At 40.6% G+C, this 20,200-nt stretch carries 16 protein-coding genes; 2 read left to right on the forward strand and 14 right to left on the reverse strand.

The window, feature by feature from the left end:
• Positions 1 to 6 precede the first annotated feature (6 nt).
• The 5 genes from BW139_RS00480 to rppH form a co-directional block, all read right to left on the reverse strand.
• The gene (locus BW139_RS00480; RefSeq protein ID WP_076918304.1) at positions 7 to 858 is read right to left on the reverse strand and encodes a thymidylate synthase; all 852 of its coding nucleotides are present in this window, start codon (positions 856 to 858) and stop codon (positions 7 to 9) included.
• 13 nt (positions 859 to 871) lie between these two features.
• The gene (lgt, locus tag BW139_RS00485; RefSeq protein ID WP_008466529.1) at positions 872 to 1,675 is read right to left on the reverse strand and encodes a prolipoprotein diacylglyceryl transferase; all 804 of its coding nucleotides are present in this window, start codon (positions 1,673 to 1,675) and stop codon (positions 872 to 874) included.
• A 12-nt stretch (positions 1,676 to 1,687) separates the two neighbouring features.
• Positions 1,688 to 2,497 (reverse strand): sulfite exporter TauE/SafE family protein, encoded by an 810-nt coding sequence (locus BW139_RS00490; protein ID WP_076918305.1) that lies wholly within the window; start codon positions 2,495 to 2,497, stop codon positions 1,688 to 1,690.
• Between the two features lie 65 nt (positions 2,498 to 2,562).
• Positions 2,563 to 4,827, reverse strand: a complete 2,265-nt coding sequence (ptsP, locus tag BW139_RS00495; RefSeq protein ID WP_076918306.1) for a phosphoenolpyruvate--protein phosphotransferase — start codon at positions 4,825 to 4,827, stop codon at positions 2,563 to 2,565.
• A gap of 23 nt (positions 4,828 to 4,850) precedes the next feature.
• Complete coding sequence (gene rppH / locus BW139_RS00500) at positions 4,851 to 5,369, reverse strand: RNA pyrophosphohydrolase (protein WP_008111786.1); 519 nt, start codon at positions 5,367 to 5,369, stop codon at positions 4,851 to 4,853.
• Positions 5,370 to 5,897: 528 nt separating this feature from the next.
• On the opposite strand from rppH, the gene mutH reads away from it, so the two are divergent.
• Complete coding sequence (mutH, locus tag BW139_RS00505) at positions 5,898 to 6,569, forward strand: DNA mismatch repair endonuclease MutH (RefSeq protein ID WP_076918307.1); 672 nt, start codon at positions 5,898 to 5,900, stop codon at positions 6,567 to 6,569.
• A 174-nt stretch (positions 6,570 to 6,743) separates the two neighbouring features.
• On the opposite strand, the gene eno is transcribed toward mutH, so the two are convergent.
• From eno to rlmD, 5 genes are all read right to left on the reverse strand, one after another.
• A complete protein-coding gene (gene eno / locus BW139_RS00510; protein WP_064663056.1) occupies positions 6,744 to 8,042 on the reverse strand; it encodes a phosphopyruvate hydratase in 1,299 nt (432 codons plus the stop codon).
• 96 nt (positions 8,043 to 8,138) lie between these two features.
• On the reverse strand, positions 8,139 to 9,773 hold the full coding sequence (locus BW139_RS00515; protein ID WP_076918308.1) for a CTP synthase: 1,635 nt from the start codon (positions 9,771 to 9,773) through the stop codon (positions 8,139 to 8,141).
• Positions 9,774 to 9,930: 157 nt separating this feature from the next.
• Positions 9,931 to 10,755, reverse strand: coding sequence for a nucleoside triphosphate pyrophosphohydrolase (gene mazG, locus BW139_RS00520; protein WP_076918309.1), 825 nt, complete (start codon positions 10,753 to 10,755; stop codon positions 9,931 to 9,933).
• Positions 10,736 to 12,892, reverse strand: a complete 2,157-nt coding sequence (relA, locus tag BW139_RS00525; RefSeq protein ID WP_076918310.1) for a GTP diphosphokinase — start codon at positions 12,890 to 12,892, stop codon at positions 10,736 to 10,738. The genes mazG and relA overlap by 20 nt, the downstream gene beginning before the upstream one ends.
• An 8-nt stretch (positions 12,893 to 12,900) precedes the next feature.
• On the reverse strand, positions 12,901 to 14,226 hold the full coding sequence (rlmD, locus tag BW139_RS00530) for a 23S rRNA (uracil(1939)-C(5))-methyltransferase RlmD (RefSeq protein WP_076918311.1): 1,326 nt from the start codon (positions 14,224 to 14,226) through the stop codon (positions 12,901 to 12,903).
• A gap of 102 nt (positions 14,227 to 14,328) precedes the next feature.
• On the opposite strand from rlmD, the gene barA reads away from it, so the two are divergent.
• Positions 14,329 to 17,103, forward strand: a complete 2,775-nt coding sequence (gene barA / locus BW139_RS00535) for a two-component sensor histidine kinase BarA (protein WP_175611388.1) — start codon at positions 14,329 to 14,331, stop codon at positions 17,101 to 17,103.
• A gap of 29 nt (positions 17,104 to 17,132) precedes the next feature.
• On the opposite strand, the gene pdxJ is transcribed toward barA, so the two are convergent.
• From pdxJ to rnc, 4 genes are read right to left on the reverse strand one after another with little or no spacing between them, the layout of a single operon-like run.
• Complete coding sequence (gene pdxJ, locus BW139_RS00540) at positions 17,133 to 17,864, reverse strand: pyridoxine 5'-phosphate synthase (RefSeq protein WP_008111769.1); 732 nt, start codon at positions 17,862 to 17,864, stop codon at positions 17,133 to 17,135.
• Positions 17,865 to 17,885: 21 nt separating this feature from the next.
• Complete coding sequence (recO, locus tag BW139_RS00545; protein ID WP_076918313.1) at positions 17,886 to 18,578, reverse strand: DNA repair protein RecO; 693 nt, start codon at positions 18,576 to 18,578, stop codon at positions 17,886 to 17,888.
• A 20-nt stretch (positions 18,579 to 18,598) separates the two neighbouring features.
• The gene (gene era / locus BW139_RS00550; RefSeq protein WP_008111765.1) at positions 18,599 to 19,531 is read right to left on the reverse strand and encodes a GTPase Era; all 933 of its coding nucleotides are present in this window, start codon (positions 19,529 to 19,531) and stop codon (positions 18,599 to 18,601) included.
• A complete protein-coding gene (rnc, locus tag BW139_RS00555) occupies positions 19,521 to 20,198 on the reverse strand; it encodes a ribonuclease III (protein WP_008466504.1) in 678 nt (225 codons plus the stop codon). Before rnc ends, era begins: the two co-directional genes overlap by 11 nt.
• Positions 20,199 to 20,200 lie beyond the last annotated feature (2 nt).

Below are 20,200 nucleotides of genomic sequence, written 5' to 3' on the forward strand. Positions count from 1 at the left end.
TATTTTTTAAACTGAAAATGGGTATTGAATAGCCTCGTGGCATTGATAACCAACCACCTCAAAATCATCACGTGTTACCCATGTTTCTATATCTTCGAGTGACTTAATCTCTGGGTTGATTTTTAATTGGGGAGAAGCATATGGCTCGCGCTTTAATTGCACATCTCGCATTAAATCAAGCTGGTTCTCATAAATGTGAGCATTGGTAATTTTATGATATGCCTTACCCGCTTTATGGCCGGTAATTTGGGCAACTAACGCAAGTAATACAAAGCATTGAATTTGATTGAAATTAAGCCCCAGTGGAACATCACAGCTGCGTTGGTAAGACGTTAAATAAAGAGTATCGCCCAATAACGAAAACGTATGCGTATGCATACATGGACGCAGGCAACCAAGTTCAAATTCACCCGGGTTGTAAAATGTAATAATTTCGCCGCGATCATCTATGCCATTTTTTAAATTATTAATGACCTTTGCCAGTTGATCCAGTGTTGAACCATCAGGGCGTTGCCAACCACGTCCTTGAACGCCATAAACGCGCCCCATATCATCCTCACCTTTGCGGTTAGGATTATTGAGCCACGCATTATTTTCATTGGCGTTGGCATCCCAGGTTTTACAACCTATATTACGAAACTGTTCAGCACTGTCGTACCCTCTTAAATAACCTAACAATTCGGCAATCGCCGCTTTGTAATAGCTCTTTCGAGTCGTGATCATAGGAAACTGATTATTAGCCACATCGTATTCTAAATCAGCGTTTATAACCGTTAAACAACGCGTGCCAGTGCGTTTATTTTCAACCCACTGTCCTTGGTCAACAATGCGCTGACATAATTCTAAATATTGTTTCATCTAACTTCTTCTTTTAAACTTTTGCCGCTGTTTGCGATTGTGGTTGTTTATACGCCCAAATAAGTAAGCCTAACCCGCCAATTATCATCGGTAACGATAGAATTTGCCCCATTGAAATAAAGTCGGCAAATAACCCCAATTGCGCATCGGGTTGGCGAAAATACTCAATACAAAATCTAAATACGCCATAGCCTAATAAAAATACACCCGATACACTTCCTGCAGGGCGTGGCCGTTTAATAAACCATAATAATATGACAAACAATACAAAGCCTTCAAAGAAAGCTTCATAAAGTTGTGATGGGTGACGAGCAAGCGGGCCTCCGGTTGGGAATACCATAGCCCATGGTACATCGGTAGTACGGCCCCATAATTCGCCATTAATAAAGTTACCAATACGCCCGGCAAGTAAACCAACAGGCACTAAAGGTGCTACAAAATCGCCAACTTGTAATAAGGATTTTTTACGTGTCCAAGCAAAAATAGCAACAGCAGTGATCACCCCAAGTGTACCGCCATGAAACGACATGCCACCTTGATCGATTCTAAATAAATATAAGGGGTTTTCAATGAAATAGCTAAATTGATAAAACAGAACATAACCAATACGCCCACCTAATATAACGCCCAGCATGCCATAAAAGAGTAAATCACTGACTTCGTCTTTAGTCCAACCCGAACCTGGTTTTTTCGCTTGACGATTAGCAAACCACATCGCAAACGCAAAACCAATTAAGTACATTAACCCATACCAACGAACGCTAAGTGGTCCAACAGAAAATATTATTGGATCAATTTGAGGAAATTCCAGTGCCATAAAAATAAACCTTTAGCTAAAAACCATTTTAATAGCGATGAAAACCAGTAACATCGCGAAAACTTTCTTAATTGTATTCACAGGTAAGTAGTGCGTTGCCTTAGCTCCAATTGGTGCTATAAACCATGAGGTAACAACAATCCCAAATAAAGCGGGTAAATATACAAACCCCATAAAACCATGCGCTAAGTCAGTTACTTGCCAACCAGCGCTGATGTAACCAATAGAACCAAAAAAAGCAATTACAATACCACATGCAGCAGCGCAACCAATTGCCTTTTTAATATCAACCGAAAAATAATGCAACATAGGCACGAGTAATGCGCCACCACCAATACCTATCAACCCAGACAAAGCACCCATTACCGCACTAATACTACCCAGTACAGGGCCTGTGGGCAGAGGATGTTCTGCGCCTGCTTTATTACGAGCAGAAAGTACCATTCTCATTGCAATAAAAACCACACTGACCGCAAACACCGTTCTTAACATTTTCTCAGGGATAAAGCTGGCAGCAAAACCACTAACCAATGCGCCAATGGCCACACCCGACATAACCCAGGGGGCAATTTTCCAAGGCACATTATCATTTTTATGATGAGCTAATGCTGAAGAGGTAGAAGTAAATAAAATTGAAGCTAAAGATGTTGCTATGGCGATAACTAACACATGATCAGCAGCGGCTACATCAAAACTAAGCAGCAAACTACTTAGCACTGGCACAATAATTAAACCACCGCCTATACCTAGTAGCCCTGCTAAAAAACCAACAACGCAACCTAATAGCGCACAACTTGCAACTAGAAGTCCTAGTTCATACATAGTTATCTCTAATACATTTAATTATATGTATATTTTAATTGATTATATAAACAATTACAGCTCTATCATTTAGGTGTATAAAATAAATTACCTAGCTGATGCTCTATCATAAAATTACGGGTTAACCTTAGTACTTGTTTAGCGTTAGGCTGTGCTAAACATTCACTTAGTAATTGTTCCATATCGCTTACATTTAAGCGTCTTAGCACCCATTTCACTTTATTTAGTGACGATAAATTCATGCTTAAACGCCTATAACCCATAGCAATCAGTAATATTGCGCCTTCGGGGTCGCCGCCAAGCTCCCCACATAAACTAAAAGGCAATTCGTAATGCTCACACTCAATGGCAATATTATTTAGTACGCGCAATACCGCGGGGTGATAAGGATTAAACAAATCGGCTACACGTGCATTTGCCCTGTCTACGGCTAATAAGTATTGAGTTAAGTCGTTACTACCGACTGAGCAAAAATCAACTTTTCTAGACCACTCTGGTAGCATAAATACACTCGAAGGTACCTCAAGCATAATGCCAATATCTGGCTTTTCTATTAGTTGCTCTGGAAATGCTTCGCTTAATTCATAATAAGCTTGATTAAACAGTGCCAGTGACTCTTCAACTTCATCAGTGCCACTGATCATCGGTAACATTATTTTTAAATTACCTAAGCCAATATTGGCTTTTAACATCGCTTTGAGTTGATCTAAAAAAAGCTCGGGGTGGTCTAAGCTAATTCTAATACCACGCCATCCTAAAAATGGGTTTTCTTCGGTGATATTAAAATAATCTAAAACTTTGTCGCCACCAATATCTAAGGTACGCATAACCACCGGATTAGGATAATAGCTGCTAAGTACTTCGCGGTACCACTTTTCCTGTTCTTGTTGCGAAGGAAACTGCCCCTTTTGCATAAACCACGCTTCGGTTCTGTAAAGGCCAACACCATCACAAATATGGGCACTATTTTGTTGGGTATTAAGCTCAAGCCCTGCATTAAGCAATAAACTAATATGCTCGCCGTCTAACGTGATTGCTGGCAGTGCTTGTTCTTCTAAAAATCGATTGTTAAGCAAGTTATCTTGGTATTGTAACTCGGTATACTCATCAATAAGCATTTGCGAAGGCGAAATATATAAACGCCCAGAAAAGGCATCTAAAATCATTTCTTTGCTATCAAACTGCAATAGCGGTAAATCTTCAATACCCCAAATCGCAGGCACACCCATAGCACGGGTTAAAATAGAAGCGTGGCTATTAGCTGAACCATTAATGCTCACAACCCCAGCTAAACGCTCATTGGGCACCTCTGCTAACATCGCAGGGGTTAATGTATGCGCTATTAAAATGGTGTTTTCAGGGTAGTCTTTTATTGCGTGCTCGGTATTCACTAAATGATGCAGCACCCGTAAGCCAATGTCTTTTACATCAACTGCACGCTCTTTAATGTAAGGGTCTTGCATTTCGTTAAACTGCGCAACTAAACGTTCAATCACAATTTTTAATGCACTTTTTGCACACCACCCCTCTTGTAATTGCGCTTCTACATTATGACCTAAACTTTTAGCATCTAATAATTGCTGATATACATCAAATACAGCCAGCGCTTCTTGCGGTATGGTGTCGCTTAATGTCATCGATAAGGTACTAAACTCTTTACGGGTTGCAGCAACCGCTTGGGTGAATAAACGCCGCTGTTCATTAACATCGCTATTTTTAGTAAGCTCTATAGACTTAAAGTTAAGTTTAGGAATAACAACAAATGCTTTACCTATGCTGATCCCTGGTGCACTAGAGACGCCTTTTAATACAGACGTTTGATGGGAAGACTCATCTTGGCGCAAAACTTCTTTTATTTCGGCATGGGCTAATTGCGAAGCTAACTGCGCAGAAAGCGTTATTAAAAACGACTCTTCATCTTGAGAAAATACCCGCGCCATTTTTTGTTGGACAACAATAACACCTAAAACTTTTTTTTGATGAACAACAGGCACAGATAAAAAAGCGTTATAGCCTTCTTCGTTAACTTCTGGGGAAAGTTTGAAACGAGGATGCGATTTTGCAAAGGCAATGTTAATTGCTTCTTCACGTTGAGCAACAAGCCCTACAAGTCCTTCGGTAAAGCCTATCCGAAATTTGCCCACAGCATCAGGGTTTAAACCTTCAGTGGCCATCAGTACAAAGTTGTCTTGGCTGTAATCAGCAAAATAAATGGAGCAGCACTGGGTATTCATGGCATCTTTTACCATTTTCACAAAGCACACTAACGCACCGTCTAAATTCGCTTGTTGCGAAACAGACTCAGCTATCGCTCTGAGTGTTGCCAGCATACACTGCTCCTTTTTATGTAAAACTACCTTTTATTTCGCCAGTGATCTTTTTGTTGCTCTCGCTTATTAAAGGGCATAGCAAAGGGAGCAAACTCCTTCATAACACGTCGATAAACGTCCCGTTTAAACGACACAACCTGTCTAACCGGATACCAATAACTTACCCATCGCCAATCATCAAATTCAGGATGATGGGTTTTCAGTAAGTTAACATCTTCATCTTTACAGCGCAGTTTTAGTAAAAACCATTTTTGTTTTTGCCCAATACACACCGGACTTGAATCGCGGCGGATTAATCGTTTGGGTAATTTATAGCGTAACCAATGTTTTGAGCTTGCAACTATTTCTACATCTTCTGGTCGCAAACCTACTTCTTCGTGTAATTCACGGTACATAGTTTGTTCTGGTGTTTCACCATCATCAACACCACCTTGGGGAAATTGCCAAGAATGTTGACCATAACGTCTGGCCCAAAACACTTGCCCCTGATTATTGCAAATCACAATTCCGACATTGGCACGAAAACCTTCGGCATCAATCACCTTAGTGCCTCATTTGTAAGTCGATTTTTTATGATTGTTCCACATTAGTTGTAATACGGCAAATACTATTACGCGCAAGCCTCGTGAACGCCTTCGCGCAAGGTAAATTAATGACGAAATCCGTTGCATATTAATAACAAACAGCTCTGGCATGAATTAATACATAAAAACCACACGGTTTGTGTTGGTTACTCACAGCTTGTGCATAACTTTCATAAAACACGCTCATTTAGCAAACAAATCCACAATACAAGATCAAAAAAGTGATGTTCTCCACAGAATCTGTGGATAAACATGTTTATACATCTGTATTTATCCTTACAACAATTATAGACCTTAATTAAAACTGAACACTAAAAACAAAAAAAACAATATATTTCAGCTGCTTATCTAAAACTATAGTTTTAAAGCAGTGCATAAAATTGCACCAACCACACCGCGTACAAAAATCAACCAACCGCTAAAGATATCCACTACCAAGCTAATTTGCTATCATGACACTGGTATTTATTCAACTAAATTAACAGTATGCAACCTTTAAAACCTCATTCAATTAATCAACTAATGCAACGTGTCAATAATATTGCAGGGCTTACACTTGGCCAGTTAGCACAGCAGTATCATTTTAAAACACCTGATGATTTGTTACGTGAAAAAGGCTGGACGGGTCAACTGATTGAATATGTATTAGGCGCAACGGCCGGTTCAAAACCGCTCCCCGACTTTGAAGATTTAGGTATAGAGCTCAAAACATTGCCCATTTCATATAAAGGCAAACCATTAGAAACCACGTTTGTGTCGGTTACCCCACTAATGAATGTAACCGGTATGATCTGGCACACAAGTAGCGTACGTAAAAAGTTGAATCATGTTTTATGGCTACCTATTTTAAGTGAGCGCGATATTGCCCCGTTTGATAGAACCATAGGCAGTGGCTTTTTATGGCAACCTAGTGCGGTACAAGATGCACAATTACAGCGTGACTGGGAAGAGCAAATGGAGCTGATAGCCCTTGGCCGGGTAGATGAAATATCAGGACATTTAGGGGATGTAATGCAAATACGGCCAAAAGCAGCGAATAGCCATATTGTTACCGACGCTATAGGCCCAAACGGGAAAATAATTAAAACCCTGCCGCGTGGCTTTTATTTAAAAACCAGTTTTACCGGTGAAATTTTAAAGCAGCAATTTCAGCTTTAATTGATGAAAAGTAATTAACGTTTGGCTTGTTTAACTTAGACATTCGCACTGCTTGCTTAACGCCCGTAGCTCGATGCTCGTAGCCCGTTCCTTTGTCTCTTTTTTGCTATTTTTTACAAAAAATCCCCGCCTAAGCGAGGATTTTTATAATCTTAAATATCAGAACCTAAAAAATTACTGACCTTTAACTTCTTTTAAACCATTGTACGGTGCTTTAGCGCCTAATTGCTCTTCAATACGAAGCAATTGGTTGTACTTAGCAACACGGTCTGAACGGCTTAATGAACCTGTTTTGATCTGGCCTGCAGCTGTACCAACCGCTAAATCAGCAATGGTTGCATCTTCAGTTTCACCAGAGCGATGAGAAATAACCACTGTAAAACCAGCATCTTTCGCCATTTTGATTGCCGCTAACGTTTCTGTTAGTGAACCAATTTGGTTAAATTTAATTAAGATTGAGTTAGCAATACCATTATCGATACCACGTTTTAAAATCTTAGTATTGGTTACGAATAAGTCATCACCCACTAATTGAACTTTATCGCCCATTAGTTTAGTTTGATGTGCAAAGCCATCCCAATCAGACTCATCTAAGCCATCTTCAATTGATACAATTGGGTATTGCTCAGTTAAGTCTTTTAAGAAGTAGTTAAACTCTTCAGAGGTAAACTTTTTACCTTCACCTTTAAGGTCGTAGATATTTGCTTCTTTGTCATAAAACTCAGAGGCAGCACAATCAAGTGCAAGGGTAATATCTTTACCAAGCTCATAACCAGCATTTGCAACAGCCACTTTAATTGCTGCAAGTGCTGCTTCGTTAGAGGCAAGGTTTGGTGCAAAACCGCCTTCGTCACCAACAGCTGTTGAATGACCATCTGCTTTAAGTACTTTAGCCAGACTATGGAATACTTCAGCACCCATACGTAATGCTTCACGGAAGTTAGTAGCACCCACTGGCTGAACCATAAATTCTTGAATATCCACTGAGTTATCAGCATGCTCACCGCCATTGATGATGTTCATCATTGGTAGTGGCATAGAGTAAACACCTGGCGTGCCATTTAAGTCCGCAATATGCTCGTAAAGCTCTACTTTTTTAGATTGTGCTGCCGCTTTTGCGTTGGCAAGCGAAACCGCTAAAATAGCATTAGCACCTAGTTTTTCTTTATTTTCAGTACCATCTAAATCAAGCATTACTTGGTCTACATCACTTTGAGCAAGTGCATTTTGACCTTTCAGTGCTGCTGCAATTTCATTATTAATAAAGCCAACCGCTTTTAATACGCCTTTACCTAAATAACGAGTTTTATCACCATCACGTAATTCTAATGCTTCGCGAGTTCCTGTAGATGCACCTGATGGTGCAGCAGCACGGCCCCATGAACCATCAGCTAAATATACCTCAGCTTCTACAGTTGGGTTACCACGCGAGTCCATAATTTCACGACCGATTACTTTTACGATTTCTGACATCTTGATTCCTCTATATTCCCAAAATGGTGAGTACGGCTAACCTAGGCCAGCCTTAGAAACAAAAAAGGCCGCGCAATATGCACAGCCTTTTTTAAATTACGAAGACGCTTTTTGGTAGGTATGAGCCGCAGCTACAAACCCTTCAAATAGCGGATGACCATCGCGTGGCGTTGAAGTGAATTCCGGGTGGAATTGCGCTGCAATAAACCAAGGGTGATCTTTATTTTCAATAATCTCTACTAGTTTTTTATCTTCAGATAAACCAGTAAAGCTTAAACCTGCTTGTTCAAGCTGTGCAACGAAGTTGTTATTAACTTCGTAACGGTGACGGTGACGTTCAACAATTTCGTCGCTGCCATACACTTCGTGTACTTTAGAGCCAGGCGTTAAATGGCATTTTTGTGCGCCTAAACGCATAGTGCCACCTAAATCAGATTTTTCGTCACGTAATTCAACATTACCTTCAGCATCTAACCACTCAGTGATTAAACCAACCACTGGCGAGTCTGAGTTTGCGTTAAATTCAGTTGAGTTTGCATCAACTAAACCGGCAACATTTCGTGCGTATTCAATAAGTGCAACCTGCATACCTAAACAAATACCTAAGTAAGGCACTTTGTTTTCACGAGCATATTTAGCCGCTAAAATCTTACCTTCAACACCACGACCGCCAAAACCACCCGGTACTAAAATAGCATCTAAGCGAGAAAGAACGTCCGTTCCTTTGGTTTCTAAATCTTGTGAATCAACGTATTGAATATTAATAGTTAAACGATTTTTTAATCCTGCATGTTTTAATGCTTCGTTTACTGATTTGTATGCATCCGGTAATTCAATGTATTTACCAACCATACCAATTGTCACTTCACCCGTTGGGTTAGACTCTTGATACAATACTTGTTCCCACTCAGCTAAATCAGCCTCAGGCGCGTCTAAATGGAAACGACGACATACAAAGTTGTCTAACTCTTGCGACTTTAATAACGCAGGGATTTTATAAATACTGTCTACATCAGGCAGTGAAATAACGGCTTTTTCTTCAACGTTTGTGAACAATGCAATTTTTGCACGCTCGTTATTTGGCAGCTTACGGTCTGAGCGACAAATAAGAATATCTGGTTGAATACCGACTGAGCGTAACTCTTTAACTGAGTGCTGAGTTGGTTTTGTTTTCACTTCACCGGCAGGGCCTAAGAATGGCACTAGCGTTAAGTGAATAAATAGCGCACGTTCACGACCAATCTCTGTGCCCATTTGACGAATAGCTTCGATAAATGGTTGTGACTCAATATCGCCTACCGTACCACCAATTTCAACGATTGCTATATCATGGCCTTCTGCGCCATCATAAACACGTTGCTTAATATCATTAGTGATATGAGGAATAACTTGAATTGTTGCGCCAAGATATTCGCCACGTCTTTCACGACGTAGTACATCTTCATATACGCGCCCTTGCGTAAAGTTATTACGGCTGGTCATTTTGGTGCGAATAAAACGTTCGTAGTGACCTAAATCAAGGTCCGTTTCTGCGCCGTCTTCGGTAACGTATACTTCACCGTGTTGAATTGGGCTCATTGTGCCTGGGTCAACGTTGATGTAAGGATCCAGCTTTAAAATGGTAACATCTAAGCCACGGGCCTCTAAAATAGCGGCCAACGATGCTGCTGCAATACCTTTACCCAACGAAGAAACAACTCCGCCAGTAACGAAGATAAATTTTGTACTCATGCGAACCCTAGAATATCAGGAATTAAAAGGAATATAATACCCAAACAAGTGATTTTGGAATATAAACAAGACGGGGCGAAATTGTACCAAAACATAGCTAAGCAATCCAGCTAAAATTGGTAAATCTGTGCACAAAAAACAAACATTTTTTATGTCCCTATTTATTTAGTTTTTTTATCGCACCCCATGCTGCATCCATTTCCTCTAAAGACGCAGAATCAATACATTTACCCTGTGCAATTAAGTAGTTTTGTACCTTTTCAAACCGTGCAGAAAACTTATCGTTGGCACTGCGAAGCAGTTGTTCGGGGTCGCGTTTAACATGGCGCGCTACATTAACGGTAGCAAACAGCAAATCACCTAGCTCTTCTGCTGTATGATCTGAGTATGGGTCATGAGCTAAGGCTTCTTTCACTTCTTCAACCTCTTCACTCACTTTATCTATAGCTCCATGATAAGTAGGCCAATCAAAACCTAAAGCGGCTACACGTTGTTGAATTTTTTTAGCTTTTGTTAAGCTAGGTAAACTGTTTGGTATATCTTGCCAAAGTACTGAGCTTTGACCTTGGGGTTTAGCCGCACGCTCTTGTGCTTTTATTGCTTGCCACTGCGCAGCTAATTCGGCATCGGTTTTAGGTGTGTCTTGCGCTGAAAATACATGCGGATGACGACGCACCAACTTTTCATTTAACTGTGCCACTACATCGTTAAAATTAAATAATTGCTGCTCTTGTGCTAATTGCGCATAAAACACGATTTGAAAAAGTAAATCGCCTAACTCATTTTTTAAATCGCTTAAATTATTCGTTTCAATACAATCAGCTACTTCGTAAGCTTCTTCAAGCGTATGCGGCACGATTGACGCAAACGTTTGCTTGAGATCCCAAGGGCATCCACCCTCAGGGTTTCTCAGTGTTTGCATTATTTCCAGCAGTTGGCTTAAAGCCTCATTATTAGCCTGATTACTGCCCTCGTTTTGCACTGTGCACCCCTTCTATCTGGTGTAACTTAGAAAGCACTTTATTTGTGCCTTGTAAGTCATGCACTTCTATTTGCATCACAAAAATAGCCGTTTGAGTGCTATCAACCGTGTTGACATTCATATTGAGCACATTGACTTTTTCATTCGCCAAAGCAGAACTAATATCACGAATTAAGCCAGAACGATCACTGGCCTCAATACGAATAGTTAAGGCGTAAGAGCTACTAATATCGTCTGACCAACTCACTGAAATAACACGCTCGGGGTGCTTGTTTTTTAAATTACTAAACGAATCACAATCCTCTCGGTGCACCGCAATACCGCGCCCTTGAGTAATATACCCAATAATTTCATCCCCAGGTACTGGGCGACAACAACGAGCAACATGGCTCATTAAACTACCGACCCCATCCACCACAATACCGTTTTTGTCACCAGTCACTTTACTAGGCGATTTGAAACGAATTACCGGCTCATGCTCTGTTCTGTCGGTAATAAAGTTAAGCATTTGGTTAAGGCGAATATCGCCTGCGCCAATGGCGACCATTAAGTCATCAAGCTCTCTAAAGTTAAACCGCTTTATAGCGGGATCTAAATCTTTATAAGTTAGCTCTAATTTTTGTAACTCGTTATCAAGAATCTCTTTACCCGCGCTTAAATTTTTATCGCGGTCGAGCTGTTTAAACCAATGGTGGATTTTGGCTCTAGCGCGAGACGATTTAATATAACCCAGCGACGGGTTTAACCAATCACGGCTTGGGTTTGGCTGCTTTTGGGTTAATATTTCAACTTGGTCACCAGTGCTTAACTGATGAGTAAATGGCACTATTTTGCCAAATATTTTTGCACCAATACATCTATGCCCTACATTGGAGTGAATGTAGTAAGCAAAATCAAGAGGTGTTGCCCCTAGCGGTAAGTCAAAGATATCTCCACGAGGGGTAAATACATAGACGCGGTCTTCAACCACTTGGTTTTTAAGCTCTTGTGCTAAATCACTGCCATCAACCACTTCTTCTTGCCATTGCAGTAACTTACGTAACCAGCTAATTTTTTGCTCATAGCCTGAACCACGCCCTGGTAATGCGCCTTCTTTGTACATCCAATGCGCAGCAACACCTAACTCAGCATCTTGATGCATATCATGAGTTCGTATTTGAATTTCAACGGTTTTACCCTCAGGGCCAAACACAACCGTATGAATAGACTGATAGCCATTTTGTTTTGGGGTTGCAACGTAATCGTCAAACTCTTTATTTAAATGACGCCAATTAGTATGCACTATGCCTAGGGCGCCGTAGCAATCTTGTAATCGTTCAACCACAATTCGCATAGCGCGTATGTCAAACAGCTGATCAAACTCGTAGTTCTTTTTCGCCATTTTTTTATAAATGCTGTAGATATGCTTTGGCCTGCCGTACACCTCAGCTTTAATACCCGCTTCATGGAGACGTTGTTTTACTTGCTCAACCATATCAGCCATATACGCTTCACGGGCAAGGCGCTTATCATCAAGTTGCTTAGCAATGTTTTTATAAATATCGGGATGCAAATACCGAAAAGCTAAATCCTCTAGCTCCCATTTTAATTGGCCAATACCAAGACGATTCGCAAGCGGTGCAAATATATCAGCGGTTTCTTTGGCGGCAACTACCCGCTCTTCTTCTGCGGCGTCTTTTACGTTGCGTAAATGGCAAACCTGCTCGGCTAATTTAATTACCACAGCGCGCACATCTTCCACCATGGCAAGCAGCATCCGGCGAATATTATCAACCTGAACTGTACCGTTACCTTGGTGAGCTAAGGTGCTAATGGTCGCCATTTGTGACACACCTGTAAGCAGCACTGCAACATGGTTACCTAAATGCTCTTCTACCGCATCAATGCTCACTACATCATTTAAATAATAAGGCGTTAAGTAGGCGGTGGCTAAAGAGTCAGCATCTAAATTTAGCTCAACTAAAATCTCCACCATTTCTATGGCGGTATTTTGTCGCTCGCTGTTATCACAAGCTTGGCAAAGCTGCTGCGCCTTGTTGAGTAAGCTGATTTTTTCTTGTGACAAACCAAGAGATTCTACGCGTGAAAAAAAATCACCCGCTTTATCATGTTGATGAGATTGACGTGTCGCTACCATAATGCGCTTTACCTCCGTTGAAATAACGCCATAGTTTCGATATGCCCCGTGTGAGGAAACATATTCATTAGCCCTATTTTATTCAACTCAAAGCCGGCTTGCGAAATAATAGCGCTGTCACGGGCTAAAGTAACAGGGTCGCAAGAGACATATAAAATCGCTTTAAACTGCGTTAATGGAAGCTGTTCTAAAACTGCCATAGCACCAGTGCGTGAGGGGTCGAGCACTAAAACATCTAATTCTTTATTAAACCATGGCGCTTTTTTAATGCTAGTGGTTAAATCAAAGCAATGAAACTGAGTATTAGTAATAGAGTTAGTGTGCGCATTTTGCGTTGCTAATGCAACCGCCGAAGCCACGCCTTCAATTCCCGTTACTGTTTTAGCCTGTTTGGCTAGCACTAAAGAGAAGTTACCAATACCACAAAATAAATCCAGAACATTTTCATCGCCTTGAAGTGCTAACCACTTTGCAGCTTGAATTAACATCGCTTGATTTACACTCGCGTTAACCTGGATAAAGTTACTGAGCCCAAACTCAAACGTTATATTTAGCTGTTCAAGCTTATAAAATGGCATAGCTAAATGTGAATGATCAATGGTGTCACTGTCACTTTGCCACACTAATTGCCAATTATGAGCTGTTACACTTTGCTCAACAAACGCTTTATCTGTGGGCGAAATCGCTTTGGTATGACGAATAACAATAAAATATTGTTCATCAGCGGCACATAACTGTAAATGACTAATACTGTGCAGCGTCTTGTGTTGATTAATGACTTTATCAAATACATTAAATACATCGGCAAATACGTCACTTAATACTGGGCACTGATTAATACTAACAATGCTTTTAGAGCCACGTGCCCTATAGCCTACCCGCATTTTTTTTGCGGCCTTGTCGAACATAACAGCAACCCGAGCACTGCGTCGATAATGAGTTGCTTGGCTTTGCAGCGGGGCTTGCCAGTTTAAATCGGTTAATTTTGCAAACTTGGCAAATAATTGATTCACCGCAGCTTGCTTTTCAATTACCTGTTGTGTGGTATCTAAATGCTGTAGCTGGCAACCACCGCATTGGCTGTAGTGTTCACAAATAGGCGCTGTGCGATATTCACTAGCTTTAATTATTTTAAGCGTATCAGCTTGGCTGTAACGTGCTTTATCATCAACCAACTTAGCTTTTACTCGCTCACCAGGTAATGCTCCACTAACAAAACACACTTTATTATTGTACTTAGCAATACCACGGCCATGGTGATCCATTGCTGTAATATCGAGTTCAAGCGATTGCTGTTGTAGTGGTTTTTTCTTTGCTTTAAATATTTGTGCCATGAGGCATTACCTTAAAGGTTGATGAATTACGTCTCTACTTTGAGAATAGCTATGAGTATGTATATACTCACATTTAATAAAAATGATAATAATGCTCAGATTATGACCAAACTAGGCTTGCGCGATTCTGTTTTAACACTCACCCTGATCCCCACAGTGATCATTGGGCTATTACTAGGTGGTTATTTTACAATAAATCGTTACATTGAGCTTGATGAAATTTTATATCAACAAGGCACAACAATTTCTGAGCCTTTAGCGATTGCTCTTGAACAACCTTTACTGGAAAAAAATAAAAAACTACTTAACCGTGTTATTCGTTATACACACAACAAACACTCACCAGCGGTTAAATCAATTGCTATTTTTAATGATAACAACCAACTTATTATAACCAGTAATTATCATCGCTCGTTCGATACCTTAATTGAGCAAACACAAATTGACAGCTTTAAAGCCACACATGTTCAGCAAACTGAAGAATTAGTGACTTTCTTTACCCCTATCATTAACCATACAACACCCAATAGCGACTGGAATACTTCTGAGTTTCAAACCACATTAGGTACCGTGGTGATCCAACTTAATCGCGACAAGGCCGTTATTGGTCAGCAACGCGCATTATTAGTTAGCGGTATTATTATTATCTTTGCCTTAGTATTAGCAGCTATTTTAGCACTAAAACTTAGCCGTATGTTTATGACACCGCTAAATAAGTTAGTACTTGCTACCGACAGGTTAATTGAAGGGAAAAGACAAACAGGGTTAACTGAGCCCATGAATGGTGAGTTTGAACTATTGCGTGAAGGACTCAATACCATCTCCCACTCTATGGTGATGCAAAAAGACGAAATGCAAAAAAATATTGATCAAGCAACTAGCGATTACCGCGAAACACTTGAACAATACGAAACGCAAAATATACAGCTCACTATGGCTAAAAAAGAAGCCCAAGATGCTAACCGCGTTAAGTCTGACTTTTTAGCAAAAATGAGTCATGAATTGCGTACACCACTTAACGGGGTAATTGGCTTTACTCGCCAGCTTTATAAAACACCGCTAAATAAAAATCAAAAAGATTACCTTGATACCATTGAGCTCTCAGCAAACAGCTTACTGACCATTATTAGTGATATATTAGATTTCTCCAAATTAGAAGCAGGCGCTATGGAGCTTGAATCGATTCAATTTCAATTACGCGACAGCGTAAACGAAGTGATGACATTACTGGCACCTAGCGCTCACGACAAACAACTTGAGCTCTCTATTTATATAAATCCTCAGGTGCCCGATCACTTAACCGGTGACCCCACACGGTTTAAACAAGTGCTTATTAACTTGTTAAGTAACGCGATTAAGTTTACTGAAAAAGGTGCGATTAAAGTCGATATTAGCCATCGTTTATTAGATGAGGAGCGCACGTCCATTTTAGTGTCGGTTGCTGACACCGGGGTGGGCATTCCTGCCGATAAACAAGACGCGTTATTTACCGCCTTTGGTCAAGCCGACTCCAGTATCACCCGCAAATTTGGTGGCACTGGCTTAGGGCTTATTATTACTAAACATATTGTTGAGGCAATGAATGGCCGTATTACCTTAAATTCAGCTCCAGGTAGTGGCACATGCTTTACTTTTAATGGCGTATTTAGATTACCAAACCACGTATTCACCAACGATTTGCCTACCCAGTCATTAATTGGTAAGCGTGTGCTTTACTTAGAGCCACATAAACATACTCATCATGCCGTACTTTCATTATTACAAGAGTGGAAAATCAGCGTCACCCCATGTCATAGCGAAAGTGAATTTTTAGAGTGTATCGAGAAATCAGAGATTAATTTTGATATATGCCTTATTGGTCACATGGCATCGGTTGACGATATGCAGCGCTTAAAAAGCTATGTAAAAACGGTTAGGGAATCAACCGATTATTTATATTTAATGCTTAATACTGTATCGCATAATATGCGTGAAGCTTTTATAGGCAGCGGCGCAGATGCCTGTTTAAGTAAACCGCTCAACCATCGTAAATTATGTGAGTTATTAGCCGCACCATATCGACTTGATCACCCGGCGCATAACATAGATCAGCATGAACAAACTCTACTGCCATTAAAGGTATTAGTGGTAGATGATAACGACGCTAATTTAAAATTAATATACACCCTACTAAATGAACAGGTTGAATTGATTGATACTGCCCATAATGGTTCACAAGCTTACAGCTTAAGTAAAAGTCATAAATATGATGTGATTTTTATGGATATTCAAATGCCGATAATGGACGGCATTACAGCCTGTAAACTCATTAAAGAGTCATCTTTAAATGAAGATACACCTATTATTGCCGTAACTGCGCATGCACTTAATAGTGAAAAAGAACAATTATTAAAAGATGGTTTTGAAGGCTATTTAACTAAGCCAATTGACGAAGATATGCTCAATCAAATTATTTGCGATCATAGCCCGCAGTTACCTGTAAGCCGTGATAAGTCAAAAAGCACATTTGAACATAGCACCGCGCCTTTTGATAGCACTCGGCTTGATTGGACGTTGGCGCTGCAACGTGCAGGCGGTAAACCCGAATTAGCCAATGAGATGCTTAATATGCTGTTATTAAGCGTGCCCGAAACCCTAAACTTATTAAATCAAGCAATCGTCAGTAATGATTGCCATCAAGTACTCAGCGTGATCCATAAGTTTCATGGAGCGTGTTGCTACACCGGCGTACCAAAGCTAAAAACCTTAGCTGAAACGATCGAAACATCACTAAAAAATGAATGCGTACTTGATAATATAGAGCCCGAACTGTATGAACTTCAAGACGAGCTGGAAAACTTACTTGTTGATGCCAAAATTGATATCACTAATAAATAAGCTCGTCTTTGATGTTGTTTTTTATGATTCTAAGCGCGTGCTTCAAGCATTAAGCGTTTCATGTCACGCACCGCTTTGTCTAAACCATCAATCGCTGCACGGGCAATAATAGCGTGACCAATATTAAGCTCATAAATCTCTGGCATCGCAGCAATTGGCTTCACGTTGTGATAATGCAAACCATGGCCGGCATTAACAATTAAGCCAATACTCGCTGCATACTTAACGCCTTGGCGGATGTGCTCAAGCTCTTTTGCGGTGTCTTCATCATTAGTTGCATCTGCATAGGCCCCAGTATGAATTTCAACATAAGGTGCACCACAGGTTTTTGCCGCATCTAACTGCGCTTTATCAGCATCTATAAACAGTGATACTTTAATACCGGCTTGCGTTAGGGTTTTAGTCGCTGCGGCTATTTTATCAATATTACCCGCTACATCTAAGCCACCTTCGGTAGTAAGCTCTTCACGTTTTTCTGGTACTAAGCAAACATATTCAGGTTTAACCTCAAGTGCAATCGCAATCATTTCATCGGTTACTGCGGTTTCAAGGTTCATACGTGTTTGAATGGTTTTAGCCATCACATACACGTCGCGATCTTGAATGTGTCTGCGGTCTTCACGTAAATGAATCGTAATGCCATCTGCACCGGCATGTTCTGCAACACTGGCTGCATGGGCTGGATCTGGGTAAGAAGTACCTCGAGCTTGGCGAAGCGTTGCAATATGATCTACGTTCACGCCTAGAAGAATATCTTTCATGTTTGTACCTGTGAAATTTGTTTATTGAGAGCTAATAAATAACTCACGACTTTTTAATGGCTTATTGCCCAATAATGGCTTTAATAAATAACGACTTAATTGCTTTGCCATATATAACACATCCGCTTGGCTAAAGTCATGATTTGCTATGGCATTAAGTTGTGAACCGGTAAATCCAGAACGCGTGTCATGTTGCACCGAAAACCCTACTTCTGCGAAGTAGCTATACGTTTGTGCCTCGTCAATTGGCTCACCGTCAGCGTCAAAACTAAAATCGACTCCATATCCTAGCAGCTCTAACAGTTGAAATTCATAAGAACGCAGTACCGCTTGCATGTCACTACCGCTATTAAGGTTTTCTAGGTGTGTTTTATAAAGTTGAAAAACTTGATCAATGGGCTCATTAATCGGCACAATGCGATTAGTTAGCTCATTTAAATAAAAGCCACAATAAAGCTTATCACCAGTTAGAAATAACGGGTTGCCGTAGAGCTCAAATTTATTAATATATTTTAAATCGTATTTGCCGTTGTAATGGACGAGTAAGGATTGAAATGGTTGTAATTGGGCTTTATGTTTAGTGGCCTGGCGGCCACTAACTCGTGCGAGCATTCTAAGCTGGCCAACGCCTTCTACCAGCATATCTAACATTACTTGCGAGTCACTATAGGGACGTCGATGTAATAAATAGGCTTTGTAAAAGTCGCTGTCCATATTAGGCTATTCGATACTTATTAATCTTCACCGTAGCCTAAGCTTCTTAAGGCACGCTCATCGTCAGCCCAGCCCGATTTTACTTTAACCCATAGTTCTAAAAATACTTTATTTTCAAGCATTTCTTCTAGGTCTTTACGCGCTTCACGGCCGATCACTTTTAGCTTTTCGCCTTTGTTACCGATAACCATGCGCTTTTGCGTTTCACGCTCAACCAAAATAAGACCATTGATGTGCCAAATACCGTTTTCTTGCCATTTAAACTGCTCTATTTCCACAGTCACTGAGTAAGGTAGTTCCTCACCCATAAAGCGCATAAGCTTTTCACGGATCACTTCAGCAGCCATAAAGCGCATTGAGCGGTCAGTAACGTAGTCATCCGGAAAATAAAATTCGCACGGCGGTAAACGTTTAGTCACTTCATCTTTGATCAGGTTAATGTTTTTACCCTGAGTCGCAGATACAGGCATAATGCCTATAAAATCAAACTTATCGCCTAACCACTTCATATGTGGTAGTACAAGGTCACGATCTTTTACCTGGTCAATTTTGTTAATAACTAACAATACCGGCTTGCCACTTTGGCTCACTTTGTTAAGTACCATCTCGTCATCGGCATTCCAATGAGTGCCTTCAACAACAAAAATAATCAGTTCAACATCGCCAATTGAGCTCGACGCTGCACGGTTCATTAAACGGTTAATGGCGCGTTTTTCTTCAACGTGAAGACCTGGGGTATCTACGTACACCGCTTGGTGTTTACCCTCAGTATGAATACCCATAATACGATGGCGCGTGGTTTGTGGCTTACGTGAGGTAATACTGACTTTTTGCTCAATAATTTCATTAAGCAAGGTTGATTTACCCACATTAGGACGGCCAACAATCGCAACCATGCCACAAAATGTGTCTATTTCGCCTTCATGAGGCTGTATTAAGGTATCAAGATTCATTTTTAAGTATCTTCAATGCTTTTTCGGCCGCTTTTTGTTCGGCTTTACGCCTTGAGCTGCCAACAGAAATAATGCTATCCATTCCATCAACGATACATTCAACCGTGAATGTTTGATTGTGTGCCTGACCTTTAGTATCTACTACAGTATAGCCAGGTAATGATAGCTTACGAGCTTGCAAATACTCTTGCAGCAGGGTCTTAGGATCTTTTTGATTAAGCCCTGGTGAAATAGCATCTAAACGTGATTCGTACCACGCTAAAATAAGCTCGCCGCAGCGATCAATGTCTGAATCTAAAAATACAGCACCAATTATGGCTTCAACTGCATCTGCAAGGGTCGACTCGCGTCTAAATCCGCCACTTTTTAGCTCGCCTGGGCCTAAACGTAGGTAATCACCTAGCTCAAACTCAAGGCCAAATTCAGCTAACGTCTGGCCGCGAACTAAAGTCGAACGCATGCGGCTTAAATCGCCTTCACGTGCTTTAGGAAATTTAGCGTACAAGGCATTGGCAATTACAAAGCTCAAAATCGAGTCGCCCAAAAATTCGAGTCGCTCGTTGTGTTGACCTTTATGGCTGCGGTGCGTCATTGCTTGCTCAAGTAGGCCTTGATCAGCAAATGTGTAGCCAATTCTTTTGTATAACTCTGTTACATTTTTTTTCATTG

Source organism: Pseudoalteromonas sp. SK18 (assembly GCF_001974855.1).
In the GTDB taxonomy this organism is placed as follows: domain Bacteria; phylum Pseudomonadota; class Gammaproteobacteria; order Enterobacterales; family Alteromonadaceae; genus Pseudoalteromonas.